The following is a 22,442-nucleotide window of genomic DNA, read 5'->3' as shown; positions in this document are numbered from 1 at the left end:
TCTCGTACCGAGAGCCCGACCTGCAGATCGATTCTGTCGCGGTCAGCAACCCGAACCCCTCGTCGGGCGAGACCATCACCGCCACCTGGACCGTGACCAACCGCGGTACGCGCGCAACCCGCGTGGCGGGCTGGTCAGATGGGGTCTACCTATCGCGCGATGCCTCGCTGGACGCCAGTGACTATCCCGTCGTCGACCGAGGCTCGTACGGCGAAATCCTGTCACGCGTGAAGAGCACCTACCTTGTGGATGCCCAAGGCAGACCGCGCTACCTCCAGCCCGGCGAGTCATATACGAACTCGACCACATTCACGCTCCCGTCTTCAATCAGCGGGGACTTCAAGCTCATCGTCAAGACCGACACGAGCGAAGTCAACGACCCAGATCGCAGCACCGCCAGCACCGTTCGAGCCAAGCTGCCCGTGATCGCCCCGCGCGGCGCCAACTCGGTGCAGGAGTTCGCGGACGAAGGCAACAACGTCAGGATGATCGCGCTGCCGATCTCGCCGTCGACGCCCCCCGACCTGCAGGTCACGCTGGTCAAGGCGCCCGACGCGGTGCTCGCCGGCCAGGCCTTCACGGTCGAATACACGGTCGAGAACAAGGGCGGCAAGACGCCCGCCGACCAGGGCAGCTGGTACGACATGGTCTACATCTCGAAGGACCGTTTCCTCGACATCGAGAAGGATCGCTACCTCGGCTATGTGCAGCATTCCGGCGGCCTTACGGCCGGCGGCAGCTATGGCGGGACGCTCAGCTTCACGGCGCCGCGCGACCTCGAAGGGCCGTACTACGTGTTTGTCGTGACCGACCCGGCGCGTGCCTGGGGTACGGGCGATGGCGGCCGCGTGCTCGAATTCGGCCTGGACGACAACAACAACGCCGCGGCCGTCCAGCCGATGCGCATCGAGACACCGCCGCCCGCCGACCTGCAGGCCACCGACGTGGCGGTGATCAGCGGTGGCGATGTCGGCGCGGATGTGGAGATCGGCTTCACCGTCACCAATGCATCGGCCAACCCGGCCTACGGCCGCTGGACCGATGCGCTCTATCTGTCGGCCGACAACGCCTGGGACCTGTCCGACACGCTGCTCGGGAAGGTATTGCATGTGGGAGACCTGCAGGGCAACGGCAGCTACACCGCCACGCTCAAGGCCAAGCTGCCGCCGTTGAAGGATGGCGCCTGGCGCATCGTGGTGCGACCCGACATCTACAACGAAGTCTTCGAAGGCCGCATCGTCTATACCGATACCGGCCTCGATCTGCCGCCCGGAGAGGCCAACAACCGTGTGGCCTCCGCGACCACCCTCAAGGTGACGGTGCCTCCGCTCGCAATCGGTTCGCCAACGAAGACCACGCTCGCCACAGGCAGCGTGCAGTTGTACAAGGTCAGCGTGGCTGCCGGTGAAACGCTGCGGGTCGTGCTCGACTCCAGCGCGACCGAGGGTGCCAATGAGCTCTATGTCCGTTGGGGCGAAGTTCCCAATGGCTACGCCTTCGACGCGGCCTACAGCAACCCGGTGTCCGCCGACCAGGAGGTGGTGATCCCCACCACCAGGGCGGGTGACTATTACATCCTGGTGCGCTCGCGCCAGTCGGCCGCAGCAACGCCGGCAACCTTGCGCGCGGACCTGATGCCGCTCGCGATCACGCGCGTCACACCCGATCAAGGCGGTACGGGCGACGATGCCCATCGCTGGGTCACGGTCGACATCGAGGGCGCCCGCTTTGCAGCGGGCGCGCTCGTCAAGCTCAGCCGCCCGGGCGAGTTCGAGATCGAACCCGAACGCTGGCAAGTGCTTGACGCGACGCACATCCGGGCGGTGTTCGACCTGCGCCATGTGCCGCACGGCCTGTACGACGTCACCGTCATCAATCCGGATGGCCAGCGCGTCACCGAGCCTTACCGCTATCTGGTTGAGCGTGCGATCGAGGCCGACGTCACCATCGGCATCGGCGGTGCGCGCAGCATCAACCCGGGCGACTCGTCCACCTACAGCGTGTCGCTGCAGAGCCTCACCAACGTCGACACGCCCTACGTGCGCTTCAACGTCGGCGCCACCGACATGGGCGACAGCACCAATGTGCTGGAAGGATTGAACCTGCCGTACGTGGTGTTCTCGTCCAACGTCGGCGGGCGGCCCGACGGTGCCATCGCTCCAGGGGCCGGCAACACACAGGGTTACGGGGCCACCCCCACCAAGGCGATGCGCAGCGACATCCCGTGGGCCTCGCTCGACGGCAGCAGCAACACCAGCGGCTGGAACCTGGCGCCGGGCTATGCCTTCGACGTCAGTGCCAACGGCTTCGCCGGCTTCACCTTCAACGTGCAGACCTATCCCGGCCTGGCCGAGTGGATGGCCTACGACTTCGAAGGCCTGCGCGCCAAGCTCTACGCGATCCGGCCCGAATGGAAGGCGAAGGGCCTGCTCGACGGCGGCGTGGGCGACCTGAACAAGATCTCCGCCGGCCTCGCGGCCAGGTTCCTGTCGCTAGACCCGGAAATCCATCTCACCAAGCTTGAAGCGCTGGCGCTGCCGTTCCGTTTCGACACGCTGGGATCGGCCACAGCGCTGACGCGCGAGGATTTCATTGCCGACCAGACGGGCTATGCCAAGAAGCTTCGAGCGGCCATCCTCGCCGATGCAAGCGCCCCCAGCGCCCTTGGGGTGCTGGCGGCGGACGAGGTCCAGTGGGTGCAGGGTTGGCTGGCCGCGCTGGAGGCGGGCGGCCTGCTGAGGCCCGCCGCCGAAGCGCCGCCGATCCGCAATGACGTCAAGGCGCTGAGCCTGAACGCCACGCTCGCCACCGGCATCCTGCTGAGCAAGGCCGGTGACAACTACCGCACGCAGGCCGATCTGCTGGGCTTCTTCTCGAAGGTGCAGCAGTGGTATGGCGACACGGCGCGCTGGGCAGGCGATCCGGGCGCCAAGCATGCTCCCATCGACTACGTCGAGGTACGCCGCACCGATGACGGCGAGGTCCAGGTGCCCGTGCCGGTGGCACCGAACCCCGCCAACTACGCCGTCAAGGCCGCGCGGGACACGCACTTCATCAGCTTCGACGTGTTCGCCGGCGGCCGGGCCGAACTCGAGTACCTGCGTCACATCGGCGTGCTTGACGAGAACTTCGCGCCGGTCGGCCCCCAGGCGCTCAACCTCACCCAATACCTGCAGCAGGCTGCGGCGCGCGACAACGCTGCCAACGTCTCTGTACGGGGTCCGCAGGCGCTGCCGTCAGGCAACGGCTCGTCGTACGTGCCTGCCGACTACGCGCTGCCGTACACGGTCGCCTTCAGCAACCCCGCCGCGCGAGCCGTCGGCGAGCTCCGCCTCGTGACGCAGCTCGATGCGGACATCGATCCGCGCAGCCTGCGCCTGGGCGACCTGAAGATCGGAGACATCAACATCCACGTGCCCTCAGGCCAGGCCGTCTTCCAGGGTGACTTCGACTTCACCGGCAACAAGGGCTTCGTGCTGCGCGTGAGCGCCGGTATCGACGCCGAGACGCGCGTTGCCACATGGCTCATCCAGGCCATCGATCCCGACACCGGTGAAGTGCTGCGAGATCCAACCCGGGGTCTGCTGCTGCCTGACGCCAACGGAAAGGCCGGCACGGGCTTCGTCGGCTACACCGTTCGGGCGCTGGATCTTGCGACAACCGGCGCGACGATCGAATCCTCCGCCCGTGCATTCTTCGACGACGCACCGCCGATCGACAGCGCGACGGTATCGAGCACGCTCGATGCCAAGGCACCGGTAACTGCGCTCACCGTGATTTCGAACGGGAACGACATTCAGGGCCGCCCCACGTACAGCGTGGCATGGAAGGCAACGGACGATGCCAGCGGCGTCAAGCACGTGACCGTCTACGTGTCCGAGAACGGCGGAGACTTCCGCATCTGGCGCAAGCAGATGCCGGGCGGAACGAGCGAGTCGCTATTCACCGGAGAGGTTGGCAAGCGCTACGAGTTCCTGGCGGTCGCCACGGACAACGCGGGCAACCGCGAAGCCGCGGCGGTGGCCAATGCGGTCCTGCCCGACGACGGCAGCCGAGAGGAGGCGCAGCGCGGGCTCGGGGGCATCGACGTGGTCGACTTCACCGCCGAATTGCCCGCGGCCACACCGGGGCGCAGCTACCCCGGCAACACGCTCTTCGAGCAGGCCACGAAGCGCCTGCCAGGCTTTGTCGCTCAGGCACAGCCCGGCGACCTGCAAAGCGTGCTCGCACCCATGCAGGTGCGAGGCTTCGCCAGCGGCTTCACCGGCAGCAACGGCGACATCGGTGCCCTGGCACTGGTTCAGCTGGCTGATAGTTCAGTGCTCGCCAGCGCGGGTGCAGCGCGCAACGAAGTGTTCCGCTTCGACCTGAACGGCGGACGCTCGACCACGCCGCTGTTCACCCTCGATTCGCCGGTGTTCGACATGGCCGTCGACACACTCGGCCAGCTATGGGTCATGACGGGCAAGGAACTGCTGCTGGTGGATGCAGACAGCGGCGTCATCATCGAGCGCCGCGTCGGTCCCGGCGACGACCCGCTGACGCATGCGCTCGCGATCGACCCGAACAACGGGCTGATCTATGCATCTTCCGGCAACGGCATCGAGATCTTCGACCCCAAGGCCACAGATGCCACGCGCGCGTGGCGCCATTTCTCGAACACCCGGGTAGGCGACCTGGCCTTCGGGCCGGATGGGCGCCTGTGGGGCGTTCGCTGGACCGGCTCCACCATCAGCGGTGCGTCGCCCGATGCCGTCACCGAGATCATCAGCTTCCCGATGAGCGGTCGCACTGCCGGCCGCGCCGAAGTCGAGTACCGCCTTGCGGGCCTGATCGACAGCATCGCCTTCGGTCGCGAGGGCTCGCCGCTCGACGGCGTGCTGGTTGCCAGCAGCAATCTGTCGCAGCGCCCCGTGTCCGCCTCCGGCTCGGAGGCGTCCCATTCCAGCAGCGTCTGGATGGTCGAGCTGCAAAGCCGGCGCACGCTGCAGCTCGCCAGCGGCGGAACGCGCGGCGAAAGCCTGCTGACCACGGCCGACGGCCGCATCCTCGTGGCCCAGACCGGCCACATCGACGAAATCGCGCCGATCAAGGCGCCGAAGGTGGTCGCCTCGAGCATCGCGGACGGCGCCCTCGTGCCGCTGCCGCTCACACAGGTTTCGGTCACTTTTGACCAGGCCATGTGGACGGGTGCGTCCGGCATCGACACGGCCGATCTGTCGAGCGTGCTCAATCCGGCGAATTTCCGGCTGGTCGCCACTGGTGCCCACAGCAGCCTGGTGCTGCAGCCTCAAAGCGTTCGCTGGGACGCGGGCTCGCGCTCAGCCGTGCTCACGCTGCCCAATCTGCCGGCCGGCGGCTGGCGACTCGAAATCGCTCCCGACATCCGCAGCGCGGCACAGGTGCGCCTGGACCAGGGCTACATGGTGGCCTTCACCGCGGTGGCCGACCTGAGCAACGTCGTGCAACTGGTGTTCACGGACACCCGCGCCGATCGGCTGACCGGCGAGGTGAGCTATGACGTGAGCATCACCAACATCGGCACCGACGACCTGCGCGGCCCGATGATGCTGCTGCTCGACCCGGGCCGCTATTTCGGCGACCAGGTGGTGGGCGGCGCGCAAGGCAGCGGCAACCAGTCGGATCTGTGGGTCATCGATCTCAATGCGGCGCTGCTTGCCGCGGGCGGCCGTCTGGCCACCGGTGCCACGCTCCAGAAACAGACGGTGAGCGTGCGCCCGGCCAGCGTGTTCGGCACCACGCCTGGCTCGAGCAGCCTGGTCAAGTTCAACCTGGGCCATGGCATCTACGCCGTGCCGTATGACAACACGCCGCCCACGGTGGCGCTGGTCGATGCATCTACCGCGCCGGACCCCGATGTGCTGCCGCCCGCAACCGCGGGCCAGACCTGGACCGCCACGCTGCAGGCGACCGACACCGACGGCTCGCTCTTTTACTGGGAGCTTGTGCAGGCGCCGCAAGGCCTCACGCTGACGCAAGCGGCGCTGGTGGAAAGCTCCGCCAGCGGCTACGGCAATCGCGCCACGCTGAGCTGGACGCCGAGCGCCACCGACCGCGCCGACAGCGAGGTGCTGGTGCGCGTGGTCGACAGCCGCGGCGGCGTGGCATTGCGTCGTTTCACCCTCGCGGTGGCCGGCGCCAACCATGTGCCGGTGATCGATTCGATCCAGTCCGTCACGCTCGCGGAAGGCGGCACGCTTCGCCTGCCGATCCTGGCTGCGGATGCGGACGGCGACGTCGTCACCGTGACGCTGCGCAACCTGCCGGCCGGCGCACGCTTCGACGCCGCCAGTGGGCTGCTCATCTGGACGCCGAGCTACGACCAGGCGGGCGAGTACAAGGACATCACCGTGGTGGCCAGCGACGGCAAGCACACGGTGCTGCAGCGCTTCAACCTCAAGGTCGAGCAGGGCTATGCGAAGCCCGAACTCGGCGCGCTGCTCGCGCAGACGCTGCGCGAAGGCGAGCGCTTCTCGCTGCAGCTGCCGGGCACGATGCCCGGTGGCCTGACGCAGGCCGACGGCACCACCATCAAGCTCGAATACTCGAGCCCGTGGCTGCCCGGAGGCGCCACGCTCGACAGCGAAACCGGCTGGCTTCAATGGCAGCCGGGCTTCGCCCAGGCCGGTACGCTGCGCCTGCCGGTGACCTTGACGGCCACCTACACGCCGGCCGACGGCGGCAACCCCGTCGTCACCTCCGTCACGCGCGAGCTGGTGCTGAACGTGCTCAACGCCAACGGTGCCCCGGTGTTCGACGCGGTCGAGACCTGGAACGTGCTCGAGGGCCAGGCGCTGCGCATCGGCGTGTTCGCGTTCGACCCCGACAACCCTGCTTTCGAACCCAAGGTGCGATTCGCACCGGGAGGTGCCGCTGGCGGTGCCGAGAGCACGGCCGCCACCGTGAGCTACCAGGTCACCGGCCTGCCGCCGGGCGCCAGCTTCGACGCCGAAACGCTCGAACTAGTCTGGACACCGGGCTATGCCCAGGCCGGCACCTACTACGTGACCGTGACGGCCACCGATGACGGCAACGGCACAGGTACGCCTGCCGTCAGCCAGATCACCTTGCCCATCGTGGTCAACAACGCCAATCGCGCGCCAGAGATCGGCAGCGTAACCAACGCCTTCGTCGATCGCGGCGCCGTGCTGGAGATTCCGGTCAGCGCCGTCGATGCCGACGGCAACCCGCTCACCGTGACGGTGCTCGGACTGCCGCCGTTTGCGACCTACACGCAAACCGGTGCATCTGGCAGCACCGTGACCGGTGTGATCCGCTTCGCACCGGATGCACTGACCGGCGGGCAACGCGGCGACTACAACATCACCATCGTCGCGCAGGACAACGGCGACGGCGATGTGAACCAGGTCGCCTCCCAAGCCAGAAGCTTCGTGGTGACCGTGCGCAGCCCGAGCGAGGCGCCGATCGTCAACGTGCCACGCCAGGTCGTCGCCGTGGCCGGCCAGGAGTTGCGCATTCCGATCACGGTGCGCGACCTCGACCAGGACACGCTGAACTACGCCGCACAAGGCCTGCCAGCGGGTGCCATCATCGTCACAGAGCCGCAGTACGGACGCGCCTACATCCGCTGGACGCCGACCGCCGCACAGGCCGGCACTTACGACCTGAGCCTCGAAGTCACCGACCGCGGCCTGCCGCCGGCCGATTCGGGCTATGTGCTGGACCCCGACCATCCGCCAGTGCCCAACACCACGGTGCGCGACCTGCGCATCGTGGTGCGCGCCGCCAATGCCGCGCCGCAGTTGATCGCCGTATCCGCCACTGGCGGCAGCGTCGAGGGCAACGGCTTGTCCGGCACCATCACCACGGTGACCGCCGACGAAGGCGTACCTCTGGCCATCGAGCTTTCAGCGCTCGACTCCGACCTCGACTTCTTGAACTGGACCGTGGAGGGCCCGCAAGGCGGGTTGCCTCAGGGCATGACCGTCGAGCCAGCAGCGGGCACCGGCGGGCAGACGCGGCTCGTGCTGCGCTGGACACCGGGCCTTTTTGCCGCGCAGAGCGACAACACCGACGGTGCAACGCCCGGCCACTATCGCCTGGTAATCAAGGCCGGAGACGGCAGCGCCGCCGTCGCGCGCGAGATTGACCTCGTGGTGCGCAACACCAACCAGGCGCCTCGCTTGCTGGCCATGCCACTGCAGCTCGTTCAGGAAGGCCAGACCCTGGCCTTCACGATGATCGCCGCCGACGGCGACAACGATGCCACGCGCCTGTCGCTGATCCATGACGGAAACACGCCCAATGGCGTGAACTTCGATCCCAATACCGGCTATTTCGAATGGACGCCGGACTCTGACACGGTCGACAACGCCAACGGCGATTCGCGCGCCTTCACGCTCACCTTCAGCGCCACCGACGGCACCGCCACGACCTTGCGGACCGTGCAGGTGCGCGTGTTCGACGTGAACCGCGCGCCCCAGATCAGCACCGCGAGCCATGCGCTTCTGGTGGGCCAGAGCTTCAACCTTCCGGTGGTCAAGGCTGCGACGGCTGCGACGGCTGCGTCGGGCGCGCTGCGCGTTAGCGATGCCGACGGCATCGTGCAGACGCAGAACCTCACGGTGAGCTTCAGCAACCTGCCCGAGGGCGCCAGCTACGACGCCGCAGCCGGACGCCTGCTGTGGACGCCAGGCCCGGGGCAAGTGGGCGACTTCGTCGTGCTGGCCCGCGTCAGCGACGGCCGCAACACGGTCACCCAGAGCTTCACGCTGCGCGTGGTGGCCGAGGCCACGGCCAATGCGCCGCAGATTCTTGTCAACCTCACGCCGAGCACACCCGTGTTGCCGGGCCAGGCCGTGCTCGCCACGGTGCGCGCACAGAGCTTCAGCCCTGTAGCAAGCATCGCCGTGCAGATGCGCGGCGCCGGCGTGGGAACGGGAGACTGGGCGCCGGTCGCGCTCGACAGCCTGGGCCGCATCCGCATCACGCCCACCGCACCGGGCCTCGTCGAGCTGCAAGTCACCGTCACCGATGCAGACGGCTTCGTCTCCACGCAGGTGCAGACCGTGCGCGTGCGCGACCCGCTAGACACCAGCGCGCCGCAACTCGCATGGGGCGGTGCGTTGAACGCGGGTATGGCCGGTCTTGCGCCGGCCACGCTGCAGCAGCCGACGCTGCTGCAGGCCCGTATCGCCGATCTGCAACTCATGGGGTGGGTGCTCGAAGTCGCGCCATCCAACGGCAGCGTCGTGAACGACCGCGCATGGCAGACCATCGCCGAGCACAGCTATGCGGCTGCGGCCAGCACCGGCCTGCTCGACCTCGCCACGCTCGACCCGGCCCAATGGGCCAACGGCGTGTATCAACTGCGACTGCGCGCGTGGGACCTGTCGGGCCGCACGAGCGAGATCACCAGCCGCGTGCTCGTCGATTCGAGCGCCAAGACGCTGATCCAGGCCACGGCCACCGATGCCGTGTTCCAGCTTGGCAACCATGCGCTCGCACTCACGCGCACGCTCGGCACCCGGAATGGGACGTCCGGCGACCTTGGCAACTGGAGCCTGCCGCTGGTCGACACCCGCCTGACCCATGACCAGGGACGTCTGAGTGCGCTCGGCACCGTCGCACCGTGGATGGAAGGTGCGCGCGTCTGGCTGCAGGTGCCGTCGAGCATCTCGCAGCCGGATGCCGCAATTCAGTACCTGAGCTTCACGCTCGGCACGACCGGCATGCCGCTGAACAACCAGCCCGGCGCACCGGTGATGGTGCGGCCGGTGTTCAGCACCAGCGATGGATGGACGCTGCAGGCCAACGATGGTGACGAAGCCGCACCAGTTTCGCTGCAGCGCCAGGGCCTGCGCCTGCTCGACCGATCCACGGGCCTGCCATGGGTGCCGCAAGGCTATGTGCTCACCGGCCCGGATGGCACGCGCTACAGCCTCGATGCGCAAGGCAAGGTGCAAGCCATTCGCCATGCCGACGGTGAGCAGTGGCTGGTCAGCAATGCCGGCGTTGCGCTGGTGGGCGCGGCCGACGCGGGAGCACGCATTGAATTCGTGCGCAATGCCGCGGGTGCGATGGACCGCGTGTCCGGCCCCAAGACCGGCGGCGAAAGCCAGTCCATTGCGTACCGCTACGACACGCAAGGCCGCCTCGTGCTGGCGCGCAGCCTGTACTCCGCGGACGCAGGCAACATGATCGACTACCACGCCGACGGCCGCGTGATCAGCGACACGATCACGGCCAATCTCGGTGCTGCGGTTGGTTGGCTCGCCAACGCCACGGTATCCACCAATAGCTGGAGTGGAACCCTCGTCAGCGGTCAGCCCGTCAACCTTGGATTCAGCGTGCGTGAAAGCGAGCTGGCCTCCACCGTCAAGACACCGGGCGCCCAAGGTGCGGTCATCGTCGCGGTCGAGGTTCAAGGCGCCGGCGTACAACTGCAGACAGTGGGTGCGACCGTGCTCGGCCAGTCGACCAGCGGAGACCGCACCGTCATGCTGCTGCGCGTGACCGAAGCGGGGCTGAAGCTGCTGACGCTGCAGGGTAACGGAAGTGCGAGTGTTCGCATCAGCCTGGCGGGGGACATGAACCGCGACGGCACGATCGATGCGAACGACAGCGCGGCTTGGGAACAGGCGGCTGTGCAGAGCGGCGCGGTCGCCGACCTCAATGGCGATGGCATCGCCAACGCGAGCGATCGTCAGGTGCTCTATGCCAACTACGGCTGGCGTGCCAACCAGGCGCCGGTGACACAGGTCAATCAGCCGGTCTTGAAGACGCACAAGGATCTGACGGCAGGCCTCGCGTTGGATGCGATTGCCGTCGACAACGAAGGAGATTCGCTGTTCTGGCGGGCGGCGGGGGCGACTCATGGCAGCGCGCGGCTTGCAGGTGATGGCAAGACGGTGCTGTTCACGCCCGAAGCTGGGTACGCAGGAGAGGCCGTCATCACCGTACAGGCCGATGACGGATATGCCCTGGGCGCACCGATCGGCCTCAAGGTGCAGATCAGCTCCGCCCCCTTGGTGGGCATCAAGGTCGAGCGCCTGCCGGTGCTGAACACGGGGACCGCACAGGCCCTGAGGATCACGGGTGACTTCGCCGACAAAACAGGTGTCGTCCTGCCTGCGGACTATGGCGAGATCGTCTCGGGCACCCCGGATGTGGTCTCGGTGGACGCGCACGGCTTCCTGCATGCAAAGAAGGAGGGCGTCGCGGTCATCACGGTCCGGGCGGGCGGGCTGTCGACCCAGAACGTCATCAGCGTCGGCTCCTTCCTGCGCGCGCCCGATCTGGATCGCTTCGGCAACGAGTTGAATATCTATCCGGTTTCCATCGACCTGGCCTCGCAAGGCGGACAACGCCAGATCGACGTGCATCTGCTGGACGGCACCCTGCTGGGGCCGGACATCGATGCAGCGCTCAACGGAACGCGCTATTTCATCAGCGCCCCGTCCATTGCCGACATCTCGGCCGATGGCCTGATCACGGCCAAGGCCAGCGGCGAAGCGACGATCACGGTCATCAACGGTGGCCGCCAGGGCACGATGCAATTGAAGGTCCGGGCCGCCAACACGGGCCTGAGCGTTGCCACCGTCGAGCGCGGGCTCGTTGCGCAGGATGCGCAAGGCAATACTCTGACGATCGGAGCCAATACGCTGTCGAAGGGCACGCTCGCATCCATCGGCAGCATCGGCCTTGGAACACTTCAGACGCCGCCGCCCGCCGCGAATCTGCTGTCGCCGCTGGCTGCAGTGCGCGTCGACCTGGGCGGTGCCACGTCCAAGGTGCCGTTGCAACTGGCGGTGAAGGTCGATGGCCCCATCGATCCCTCAACTGGGCAGCCGACGACCTTGGCTGCCGGCACCGAAGTTTTCTTCTGGCAGGAAGGCGAGATCCGCGATGCCGATGGCGTGCTGCACAAGGCCTGGTGGCTGATGGACAACGGCGTGATTGGCGCCGACGGCTTGGCGCGCACCTCGAGCACGCCCTACGTCGGGATCACCGGCGGGGGCAACATCCTCGTCACCGGGACGGCCAAGATCGACAACCAGACCGGCGCCGCCAAGATTTCCGGCGCGCTGATCAACGTCAACGCCATCTGGTCATCGCTGGCAGGCGCCGCGATCATGCCGACCTCGATCATGGCGCTGGGTGCGCTTGGTGCTTTCAGCCAGATGGGGGCACTTCAAGCCATCTCGTATACCGTTGGCGGTTCGTACCAACTGCAGATTCCCCAGGGTGCGTTGCTGCCCAACTCATCGGTGAGCATCCCGGCGCCTCCTTCGCTGCCATTGGCCAAGCCGGCCATTACCGGAGTGCAGTACAACCCGACGACCCGGCAGTTGACGGTGAGTGGTTTGAACTTCATTCCGCCTTACCAATCGCCCGGGCTGTTCAAGCTCAAGCTTTGGCTAGTGCCGATCGGCGACCAGATCGAGAGGGTCACGAAATCGGCTACAGCACCTGTCAATGGGCTGATCTGGCAGGCCTTCGAGGTTTCGCTTCAGACCGACGGGACGCTGAAGTTCACGCTGCCCGAAGGCGTCGCGCTGTCGCAGCACGATATGTACATCGAGCGTTCGTCCAACGTCTCGCTGCCGCCCGGCTGGTTCCAGCAGGAAGAAAGCACCCAGTCCGCGTTCGAAGAGGAACTGAACCTGCTGCAACAGAACGCGCCGGTGGTTCTGGCTCCAACGGTGGGCTCCCATGCCGACGCTGCGCAATTGACGGCCGGTACCGCTCAGGCGGCGCTCGCCGCCGCGCGGCTGATCTGGCAGCAGGCCGGAGCGGACATGAGGGCGCTGGAAGGCGTCACGATCCGGATCGCCGATCTTCCGGGCAACATGGTTGCGCTGGTCAACGGCAAGACCATCACGCTGTCGACCAACGCGGCGCGATGGGGTTGGTATGTGAATAACGATCCAGACACCGACACGAACTATCTGGACGCGTATGCGGGCTCGACGGTGGCGCGCGCGATCCCGGGTGGCGCCGCGGAAGGCAGGATCGACCTGTTGACCACTCTGCTGGCCCAACTTGGTGGGATCCTCGGCGTGGTCGGCGACGGCAGCATCGACAGCCTGATGAACGCCGAGTTGCCCCCGGGCGTGCGGCGATTGATCGGCGCGAGCGATATCCCTGGCGAAGCCAAGCCAACCAACGGCGGTGGCTCGGGAGCGGCATCGCCCACCGAGGCAGCGCTGCGGGACCTGCTCAACAACACGCGGGCTCAGGAAGCCCCGGTCTACAGTGCACTGGTGGCCGTTGCGCCGACCGCACCGTCGCTCGACACCCTGGTGACGACTGCACGCGCGATCGACATCTTCCAGCCGGCCAGCGTCTTCCAGCCCGGCACGAACCCTCAGCCCGTGCTGATCGGCAAAGTGACCAAGGACAACGAGGGCAATCCGCTCGACTTCACGGGCTCCTACGTCCATCAGATCGTCTTCAACGACGACGGCACGCTGGCGTTCATCGCGGCCCGCAACAACAAGATCTACGTCTTCGACACGATGACGCAAGACATCGTGTCGACCTTCAAGGTCAGCGGTGCATCCTCGCCGATCAGCAGTCTGCTGTTCCATGACGGGTGGCTGTATGTGGCAGAGAGGGGCGGCTCCGGCGCTAGCGGGCGGTTGATCCGCATCAACGTTGATTCGGGGCCGGACTTCCTGAAGAAGCAGCAATCGCTGGGCATCCCTGGCGTCGAGGCCGCCTTCGGCTTCGGGGACATCGCCATCAACAGCGGACGCTATCTGGCAGTCACTGCGGCCGCCGGTCGCATCGGCCTCAACAACTACCCGGTGCCTTCACCCGGGAATGTGTACGTGATCGATCTCTACGGCGTCAATGCGAAGAGCAACATCGATCCAGCCTATGTCGTGAAACTGGACCTGCTGGCCTACCCGTCGCCCTACCTCGGCAAGGGGCCGTTGTACATCGGCAGCGGCCAGGAGCGCGGCCAGTTCCTGGTCTCCAATGCCAAGGACTACAACAAGGGCGCCGCGGGCATCACTTTCGGCACCGACCCCGCCACCGGCAAGCTCACCGGCAGGGCCAAGGCGGCGGACACGGCTCTCAAGCCCGAGAACGTGCCGGGCTGGCTGCAGGCCAAGTACCAGCAGAACATCCAGCGCGCCGCCGGGACCGTGGTCATCGACTACCGGGGCAAGACCTATGCGCTGGTTGCAGACTACAACTTCATCTTCAACGACGTTCATTTCGTGGACTACGAGAACTACGGGCTGGGCAAGCAGATCGGCGGCAAGATCGGCGTCATCGAAGACCCGTTCGGCACCGCGGGCGGGCCGGTCTATCTCGGCGCCACCACGCCCATCCCGGGCGTGGCTCTGGATCAGATGAGCCTGGACCAGAACGGCATGCTCTACGCAGGAGGGTTCGTGGAAGACACCTCGGGCCAATACACGGGCAACATCTATTCCGACTTGATGTATCGCTCCATCTTCGTGTGGAACGCCGGCCAGCTGATCCAGGCCGCGCTTGATGCGCAAACCAATGGCAGGCCGTTGACCACGCCAATCGACCGCGACGGCACCGGCTCGCAAAGCAAGCAGTACCCGGCCGTCACCCCAGCCCGCTACGACACGGCAGGCGATGGAAAGCTGTTCGGCTGGATCTACGGCATTGGCACCTATTCGTCCAGACAGGCCTTGCCCACGCTGACCCTGCAGGACCTGCCGTTCCTGAAGGAGCTTGCTCCAAGCGTCTACACGGCGGCGCAGTCTGCGGCGGTCGCGGCCAAGGTCCCGACTCTGAGTGCACCGGAACTGGACAAGAGTAACGGGACACTGAACACCTTCATGATCCGCACCACGGCGCAGCTCGTGGCGCTGGGCTCTTCGATCGGCGCCTCGGCGCTGGCGATCTTCGGCAGCGACAATTCCGAAATGCTGGCACAGATTGACGACGCGCAGCGCGTACTGAGCACGATTGCATACGACACCGCAGGCGGCGGCATCGTTGCGCAGAACCTGGCCAGTGCAGCGCAAGCGGTCGATGGTTTGATTGGTGGCCTGACGCTGATCCAGACCAACGCAACGGTGGCACTTGCCAAGGCACTTGCCACGGAAAACACGATCAAGCTGCCAGATCACACGGACTTCACGAAACTGCTCGCGAGCGATGCTTCGGCGAGCGAGATCGTCAATCACGTGGCGTTGGCCTTCCTGAAGTACAACCCGGTGACGATGGGGGCCGAAGGCCTCTACAAGATGGGCTCGGCGCTGGTCGAAGGCAACTACGAAGCGCTGCGGAATGAGGCCTACAACATGCTGGCGCTGTTCGGCAGCATGCGATTTGGTGAAACTCCGGCGGCCAAGCGGGAATTGCAGCTCAAGGTCAAGCAGGTCGAGTTCCTGCAGCAGCAGATGCGGCGCGGCGTGATCGAGGAAACGCCGCTGCGTTCTCTCGAATCCAAGGCCATCAACACCAAGGAATACGTCATCGAGTCGGCCCGCAAGGATGCGAACGGAGTGCCCATTTCCGAGGGGCGCGTGGTAACTGCGGAGGCCTATGCCAAGGCGGCCCAAGGGATGATGGAGGTGACTGAAACCGGTCGAGTGTCTTTCTGCTTCGCGGCGGGCACGCTGGTTCATACCGACAAGGGATTGGTGCCGATCGAGCGGGTTCGCGTGGGCACGCGCGTGCTGTCGCAACCGGAGTTGGGTGGCGAGCAGGGCCACCGGCCGGTGATCAATACCGTGGCGTTCCTGGACCAGAGTGTCCATGTGGTGCAAGTGAAGGCGGGTGAGGCGGATCCCCTGATCACGGTGATCGCGACACCCAACCATCCGTTCTGGGTGGAAGCGCCGTTGACCGAAGGCGGCCACTGGATGGCAGCGGAATACCTCGAGCGAGGTTTCGTGCTGCAGTTGGCCGATGGCCGCAAGGCCACCGTGCACGCGACCGGTCTGGTGCGCCGCACGCAGTACGCGCATATCGCCTTCGCTGCGGACGACAAGGCGGGCTTGGGCATCGTGCTGGACATCGGTAGCAAGCAGATCATGCTGGCCAGCGATGAGCAGTCATCGAAGCTCGAACAACTGCAATTGGGCGATCCGTACCTCACGCCTGTCTACAACTTCGAGGTGGAGGAATTCCACACGTACTACGTGGGCGATGCGGGTGTGTGGGTGCACAACACCAATTGCCCCAAGGAAGAAGCTCTGCGATCTCAGCAAGCGGCGGTTGCCGATGCGATGCGGAATGCGGAACTTGCGGGCACCTGCTTCGCTGACGACACCGCTGTTCATGTCGATACTGTGAATGTGATGGGCGCCAAGCTAAGGGCAATAGGGCACATCGAGGTTGGCGACAAGGTTCTTTCGCGCTGCGAGAAGACGGGCGAAATGGCGTACAAGCGGGTCACGAAAGTATTCGCGCATGGATTTGCGCCGGTTTATACGATCTCCTGCAAATATGGACCAGAAATAGATCCTTATATTGGATCTATGTACGGCCTTATTCATGTAACCGGAGAACATCCTTTCTGGGTGCAAGAAAAGGGTTGGGTAAGGGTCAGTGACCTTCAGCTGGGCGACGTGCTGCAGACGTACGACGGTGTTTATGCAGAGCTGGAATTTATTGAAAAGGTGTTGCGCTACGACTGCGAGGTGTTCAATCTCGAGGTAGAAGACTTTCATACTTACTTTGTTCATTGGAGTGGACTCTGGGTTCACAACAAGACCAAACTCGATGTATCGAGCGTGCCTTTGAACAAAGTGGCGAATACTTCTCCAGAATGGACGCCTCTGTACAAAAGTACCGCTGAGCTGACTAAGCCTGACGGAACGCCTCTCAGCGGAGAGGCGAGAATTCAACTGCGGGAGCAAACACTAGATAGAAAACTCGCGAGTGGAGAAGTAAAAGCGACATCGTTGCCGGAGAGAAACCTCGTAAACGCCAATTCGACTGAAGGTTATTTCTCAAATACCTTGGGCAAACTGAATGCAGAAGGAAAGCCAATCGGGTATCCCGACAAAGTATTGGAGCACTCCACTGATACGCGCATTAATGGATTGGTGGTGGACTATTACCAACCCGAGGCGAGTGGCTCGTTGGGCATGATGGTCAAGACGCTTTCGAGCAAGAGCGAACGCCAGTCCTCTGCCATTGTTTTGGATATGGAGAGATTGCCCACCGGAGTCACGCTAGATTCCCTTTTGGAAGTGCTGCGGGGAGAGAAGACCGCGAGCTATACGGACACGGTGGGTGGCGTGGCTACGGTTACTCCCCTCAACGGCCCTCTACCCGGCTTGAAGAGACTGCTGGTGGCCGAGGTCGACGGCTCTTTCAGAGTCATTGATTTTCCGGATACCGGCTTCAATCAACTCACTTATGGTCAGGTATACGTCGCTGAAACTGGCATCTGGACACAGCGCTTGAATGGGCCGTTGCGCCCCGGTGTCTCGCCGATCATCAAGCTCTACCCACCCAAATCGACGCCTGTTGCCTGGTTGCAGGCCCAAGGCGAAGGGAATGCATCGAGTCTGGACGAGCTCACCGATTCCAGCGTCCAGGCTCTGCTCCCCATCGCGCGCCAATACTGGCTCGACGCTGGCGCCACGGCCGCGCAATTGGACGGCATCGTCTTCAACATCGACACCCTGGCCCCGCGCATGGCCGCGGTGACCATCGGCCGGCAAATCACCTTCTCGGCGGGTGGTGCCGGTTGGGGCTGGTATGTCGATGGCACGCCGGCCAGCCAGGAAGAATTCGGTCCGGGCGACTCGTTCAACGAGTTCAAGGCCCAGGCCGATAGCGCGGCCTACGGCCGGATGGACCTGCTGACCGTGCTCATCCACGAAATGGGTCATGCAGCGGGCCTGGAGCATGCGGCGGGAGACGACGACGTGATGGCCGAGTACCTCACTCCCGGGGTGCGACGGCTACCCACCGTGGAAGACATCGCATCGCTGCTGGCGCTGGGCACTGATCGCACGTTCGTCAGGATCGGCGTGACGCTCGCCCTGGAGGCACCGGCGCGAGCGGTGACGAGCATCGTTCAGGCTCAGGCGGTCGATGGTTGGAGCAGCCGTGGCAACGCCAACGTCGACAGCACTTCCACCCAGTTGACGCTGAATGAAAGCTCGGTTGTGCAGACGAATGTGAGTCGTGTTTTCACGCTGACCGAGAACGATCGCATGTTGAGCTTCAACCTCGCGCGTTCGAGCTTGGCCGCCAACACCAACGGACCCTCCGACGCCTTCGAAGTCGCCTTGCTCGACGCCAACACGGGCCTGCCCCTAGTCAGCACCGTCGGCCTCACCCGCACAGACGCCCTGCTCAACCTCCAGACCAACGGCACCGAACGCCTGGCCCAAGGCGTACGCAAGATCGTCAACACCGACGCCAGCGCAACCTACTACATCGACCTGCCGCAAGCCCTGGCCGGCAAGCCGGTGCTGCTGTCCTTCGACCTGCTCGGCTTCGGCGCGACGCAAAGCAGCGTGACCCTGCGCGACATCCGCGCCATCAGCGACCCGGTCGCCAACGACGACGCGATCATTACCGACGAAGACACCACCGCCACCGGCAACCTGCTGGGCAACGACATCACCGGCGGCATCGCCATCGACCGGATAGAGCGCGTTAAAGAGCCCGCACACGGCACACTCAGCATCGCCGGGGACGGCAGCTTCAGCTACGTGCCCGAAGCCAACTACTTCGGCGCCGACAGCTTCAGCTACCGGCTCGTCGATGCCGGGGGCCGCGTATCCAACATCGCCAGGGTGTCGTTCACGGTGCGCCCGGTCAACGACGCACCGGTGGTGCCTGCGGCCAAAGTTGTCAGCGTGGTCGCCGGCAAACCGTTCACCTTCAATCCGCTGGCCGGCGCCACCGATGTCGAAGGCGGCCCGCTGTCCGTGCAATGGGTGTCGCAGCCCGCGCACGGCAGCCTGCTGGCCAACGCAGACGGCAGCTATACCTACACGGCCGATGCCCGCTACGCTGGCGCTGACAGCTTCAGCTGGCTCGTCAGCGACGGCGAGGCGCTCTCCGCGTCGGCGGGCAGCATCGCGGTGATGGTAGAGCCTGCCAACGTCGCTCCGGTGGCGCGCGAAGCCAGCGTATCGCTCGATGAAGACGGCAGACTGGTGATCGACTTCACCAGCTTCGGCAGCGATGCCGATGGCGATGCGCTCTCGGCCATCGTCAAGGTGGGGCCGCAGCACGGCACGCTGGTGCGCCGCGCCGACGGCCGCTTCGTGTACACGCCCGCGGCCGACTTCAACGGCACCGACATGCTGCGCTTCACGCTCGACGACGGCCAGTTCGTCTCCAACGAAGCCACGCTCACGCTGGTCGTGGCCCCCGTCAACGACGCTCCAACCGCTGGCGGTGGAATCGCCGCGGGCATCGAAGATACGGCATTGCCGCTGCGCTGGAGCGACCTTGCGGCGCACGATGTGGACAGCCCCATGCTGGTGGTCAAGCTCACGGCACTCCCAGCCGACGGCGCGTTGCAGGTGCGCAATGCACAAGGCATCTGGACAGTCGTCCGGGTGGGCCAGCTCCTATCTCAAGCACAGTTCGATGCCGGCAGCGTGCGCTTCGTGCCCGCTGCCGATGCATCCGGCGGGCCTGGCTATGCGCACGAAGGCTATGGCAATCGCAAGGCCCACTATGCACGCATCGGCTACACGGTGAGCGACGGCCGGCTGTCCAGCGGCGAGGCCTGGTTGACGATCGACCTCGCGGCGCAGGCCGATGCCCCTTCGCTGCAACTCGAGGGCAGCATCGGCACCACGCGCGAGTTGTTCCGCACCGGCTGGGAGAGCGGCCCGAACCTGGATCAGACTTCGTCTCTGGTACCCGGCAACAGCTTCGAAGGATGGTCGCTGGTTGCCGGCACCGATAGGCTACAGGGAGGCACCAACGGCTTCGAGATCTGGGCCACCGGCGACAGCATGAGCGATGCGTCGCGCAACCTGCGCACGGTGCAGGCCGCTGCAGGCAATGGCACGCGCTGGCTGGAACTCAACGACGCGAGCACGCAGATCCAAACCCTGGGCATCGAACGCATAGTCAGTACGCAAGCCGGAGCCGAGTACACGCTCAGCTTCGACCTGGCAGGGCGCGTTGGCTACAGCAGCGCCTACACACGCATCGCGGTGCTGGTGGACGGCGTGCGGATCGCGAGTTTCGACAACACCAGTTCTTCTTCAGCGCTCGACTGGCGTGCGCTGAGCTGCAGCTTCGTGGGCACTGGCACAGCGCAGACGATCCGCATCGTCACCGACAGCAGCGCTCAGGAGGCGGGCGGCCGCGGCATGATGATCGACGACATCGCGCTGACCGAAATGGTGTACCGCCAGCGAGAGCTCTTCCGCACCGGCTGGGAGGCTGCGGCCTATGCCGAAACGCTGATCGCAGGACCGGTCTTCGACGGGTGGACCTTGGTAAGCACGGGCGACAGACTGGCCGGGGGCAACAACGGCTTCGAAATCTGGCACACGGGCGAGTTCATGGCCGACGTGCACGGCAACCGGCGCACTGTGAGCGCTGCCGCGGGCAACGGACAGAACTGGCTGGAACTCAACGACGCGGGTGGAAGCCAGCATCAGACGCTAGGTATCGAGCGCCGCGTTGCCACCACGGCCGGTGCGCGCTACACGCTGAGCTTCGACGTCGCGGGCCGACTTGGTTTCAGCAGCGCCTACACGCAAGTCGCCGTTTATATCGACGGCGTGAAGATCACCAGCCTGGACAACACGAGTTCGACCGACTCCCTCGACTGGCAGACTGCGAGTTACAGCTTCACGGGCTCTGGGGGCTTGCAGGCCATTCGCATCGTGAGCGAATCCACTGCGCAGCACGCAGGCGGCCGCGGGATGATGATCGACGACATCGCGCTGACCGAGCGCGTACGCCTGAACCATGGACAGGAAGACGCAACGATCCTGCTCCAGGGCCTGTCGGCCGCACTCCGCGATACGGACGGCTCGGAGTCGCTCGTGCTGACGCTGGTGGGCATGCCCATCGGCAGCGTGCTGTCGGACGGCACGCGAAGCTTCACCGTGACGGACGACCATCGCGTGGCCGACCTGCGCGGCTGGAACACGTCTGCGCTGAGCCTGCGTCCTCCGGCCGGCTTCAGCGGCCAGCTCGCGCTCCAGGCGCAGGCCACGGCCATAGAAACTGCCACGGGCGAACGGGCAACCGTCACCCAGACTCTCGATGTGGAGGTGACCGCGGTGGCAAACGCGCCGACGCTCACGCTGTCTGCACGCACCGTGGAGCTGAGCCGCGAACTCGTCGCCACGAGTTGGGAGAACGAGCCCAACTGGACCAGCGGCGCCAATCCGGTCTACGCCGGCAACCTGCAGGGCTGGAAGCTGGTTCAGCCGACGTCCTTCAAGTTCGGCGCCTTCGAGATCTGGGCGGCCAACGACCGGATGCGCAACGCTGCAGGCACCCTGGTTCCTGTACGGCCTGCCGCAGGCAACGGCAACGCCTGGCTGGGCCTGACCAACGGCACGAACGAGCCCTACCAGACGCTGGGCATCGAACGCGAGGTGCAGACCATCGAACAGGCCGTCTACACGCTGACGCTGGACTACGCCGGCACACTGGGCCTGGCGGCTTCGTGCACGCAGATCGGCGTGTATGTCGATGGCGTGCGCATCGCGACCTACGCCAACACCAGCAGCAACAGCGCGCTCGACTGGAAGGTCTTGAGCTTCCAGTTCACCGGCAACGGGCAGGCGCGCACGGTGCGCGTGCAACTCGAAGGCGGCAGCGGTGCATGGGCCCGCCGCGGCGCGATGATCGATGACCTCCGCATCGTCGAGACCTTGCCAGTGGGGACCGGCACGGTCTATGGGCTCGCCGATACCTTCGTTGCGCTGCCACGCATCGATGCGCAACTGACCGATACGGATGGGTCCGAAACGCTGAAGCTGGAACTGCTGGGGCTGCCCGTCGGGGCGGTGGTAAGCGACGGCGTGCGCAGCACGACGGTCAACAAAGCAGACCTAGCGCTCGACCTCGCGGGCTGGGATTGGAGCAAGCTGGGCATGAAGCCGCCGTCGAACTTTACGGGGACGTTGCAGCTTCAGTTGCAAGCTTCGAGTGAAGAGCACAGCAACGGAGCCAAGGCCACGGTGACGCAGGCCATTGCAGTGAAGGTGGTGAGCGGCTGCGCCGTGGCGACGCCTGTGGGGGTGAATCCGTTCGTCGCATTTGCGGCGCAGGCGACGACAACTACGACCACAAGCGGTACGGCGGCACCGTCGCATATCACGGTGAGCGCGCCGATTGTTGCTGCGACCGGGATTCTTCAATTCGCAGTCTTGCCGCCGACCGCAGGCCGCAGTTCGGAAGAAAAAGAATCGATAGAACGGTCCAGGGCCCAACTGCTTGGTGATGAGTGGCTGCGTGAACTCGAACACGCAGCCAACGCCAAATGGGCATCACTTGCAGGCGGGTGA

1 protein-coding gene (only partly in view) is annotated in these 22,442 nt (G+C 65.3%); it reads left to right on the top strand.

Features of this window, described 5'->3' with window-relative positions; genetic code table 11:
- Nucleotides 1-22,442 carry the 3' portion of a CARDB domain-containing protein gene (locus ACAM57_RS32080; protein ID WP_369660240.1) on the top strand. 11,986 nt of this gene lie to the left of the window's left edge, so 22,442 of the gene's 34,428 nt are visible here — the last part of the coding sequence; the start codon falls outside the window, past its left edge; its stop codon occupies nucleotides 22,440-22,442.

Source organism: Variovorax sp. V15 (assembly GCF_041154425.1).
In the GTDB taxonomy this organism is placed as follows: Bacteria; Pseudomonadota; Gammaproteobacteria; order Burkholderiales; family Burkholderiaceae_C; genus Variovorax; species Variovorax guangxiensis.
This window is presented reverse-complemented; position numbering and strand designations above follow the sequence as displayed.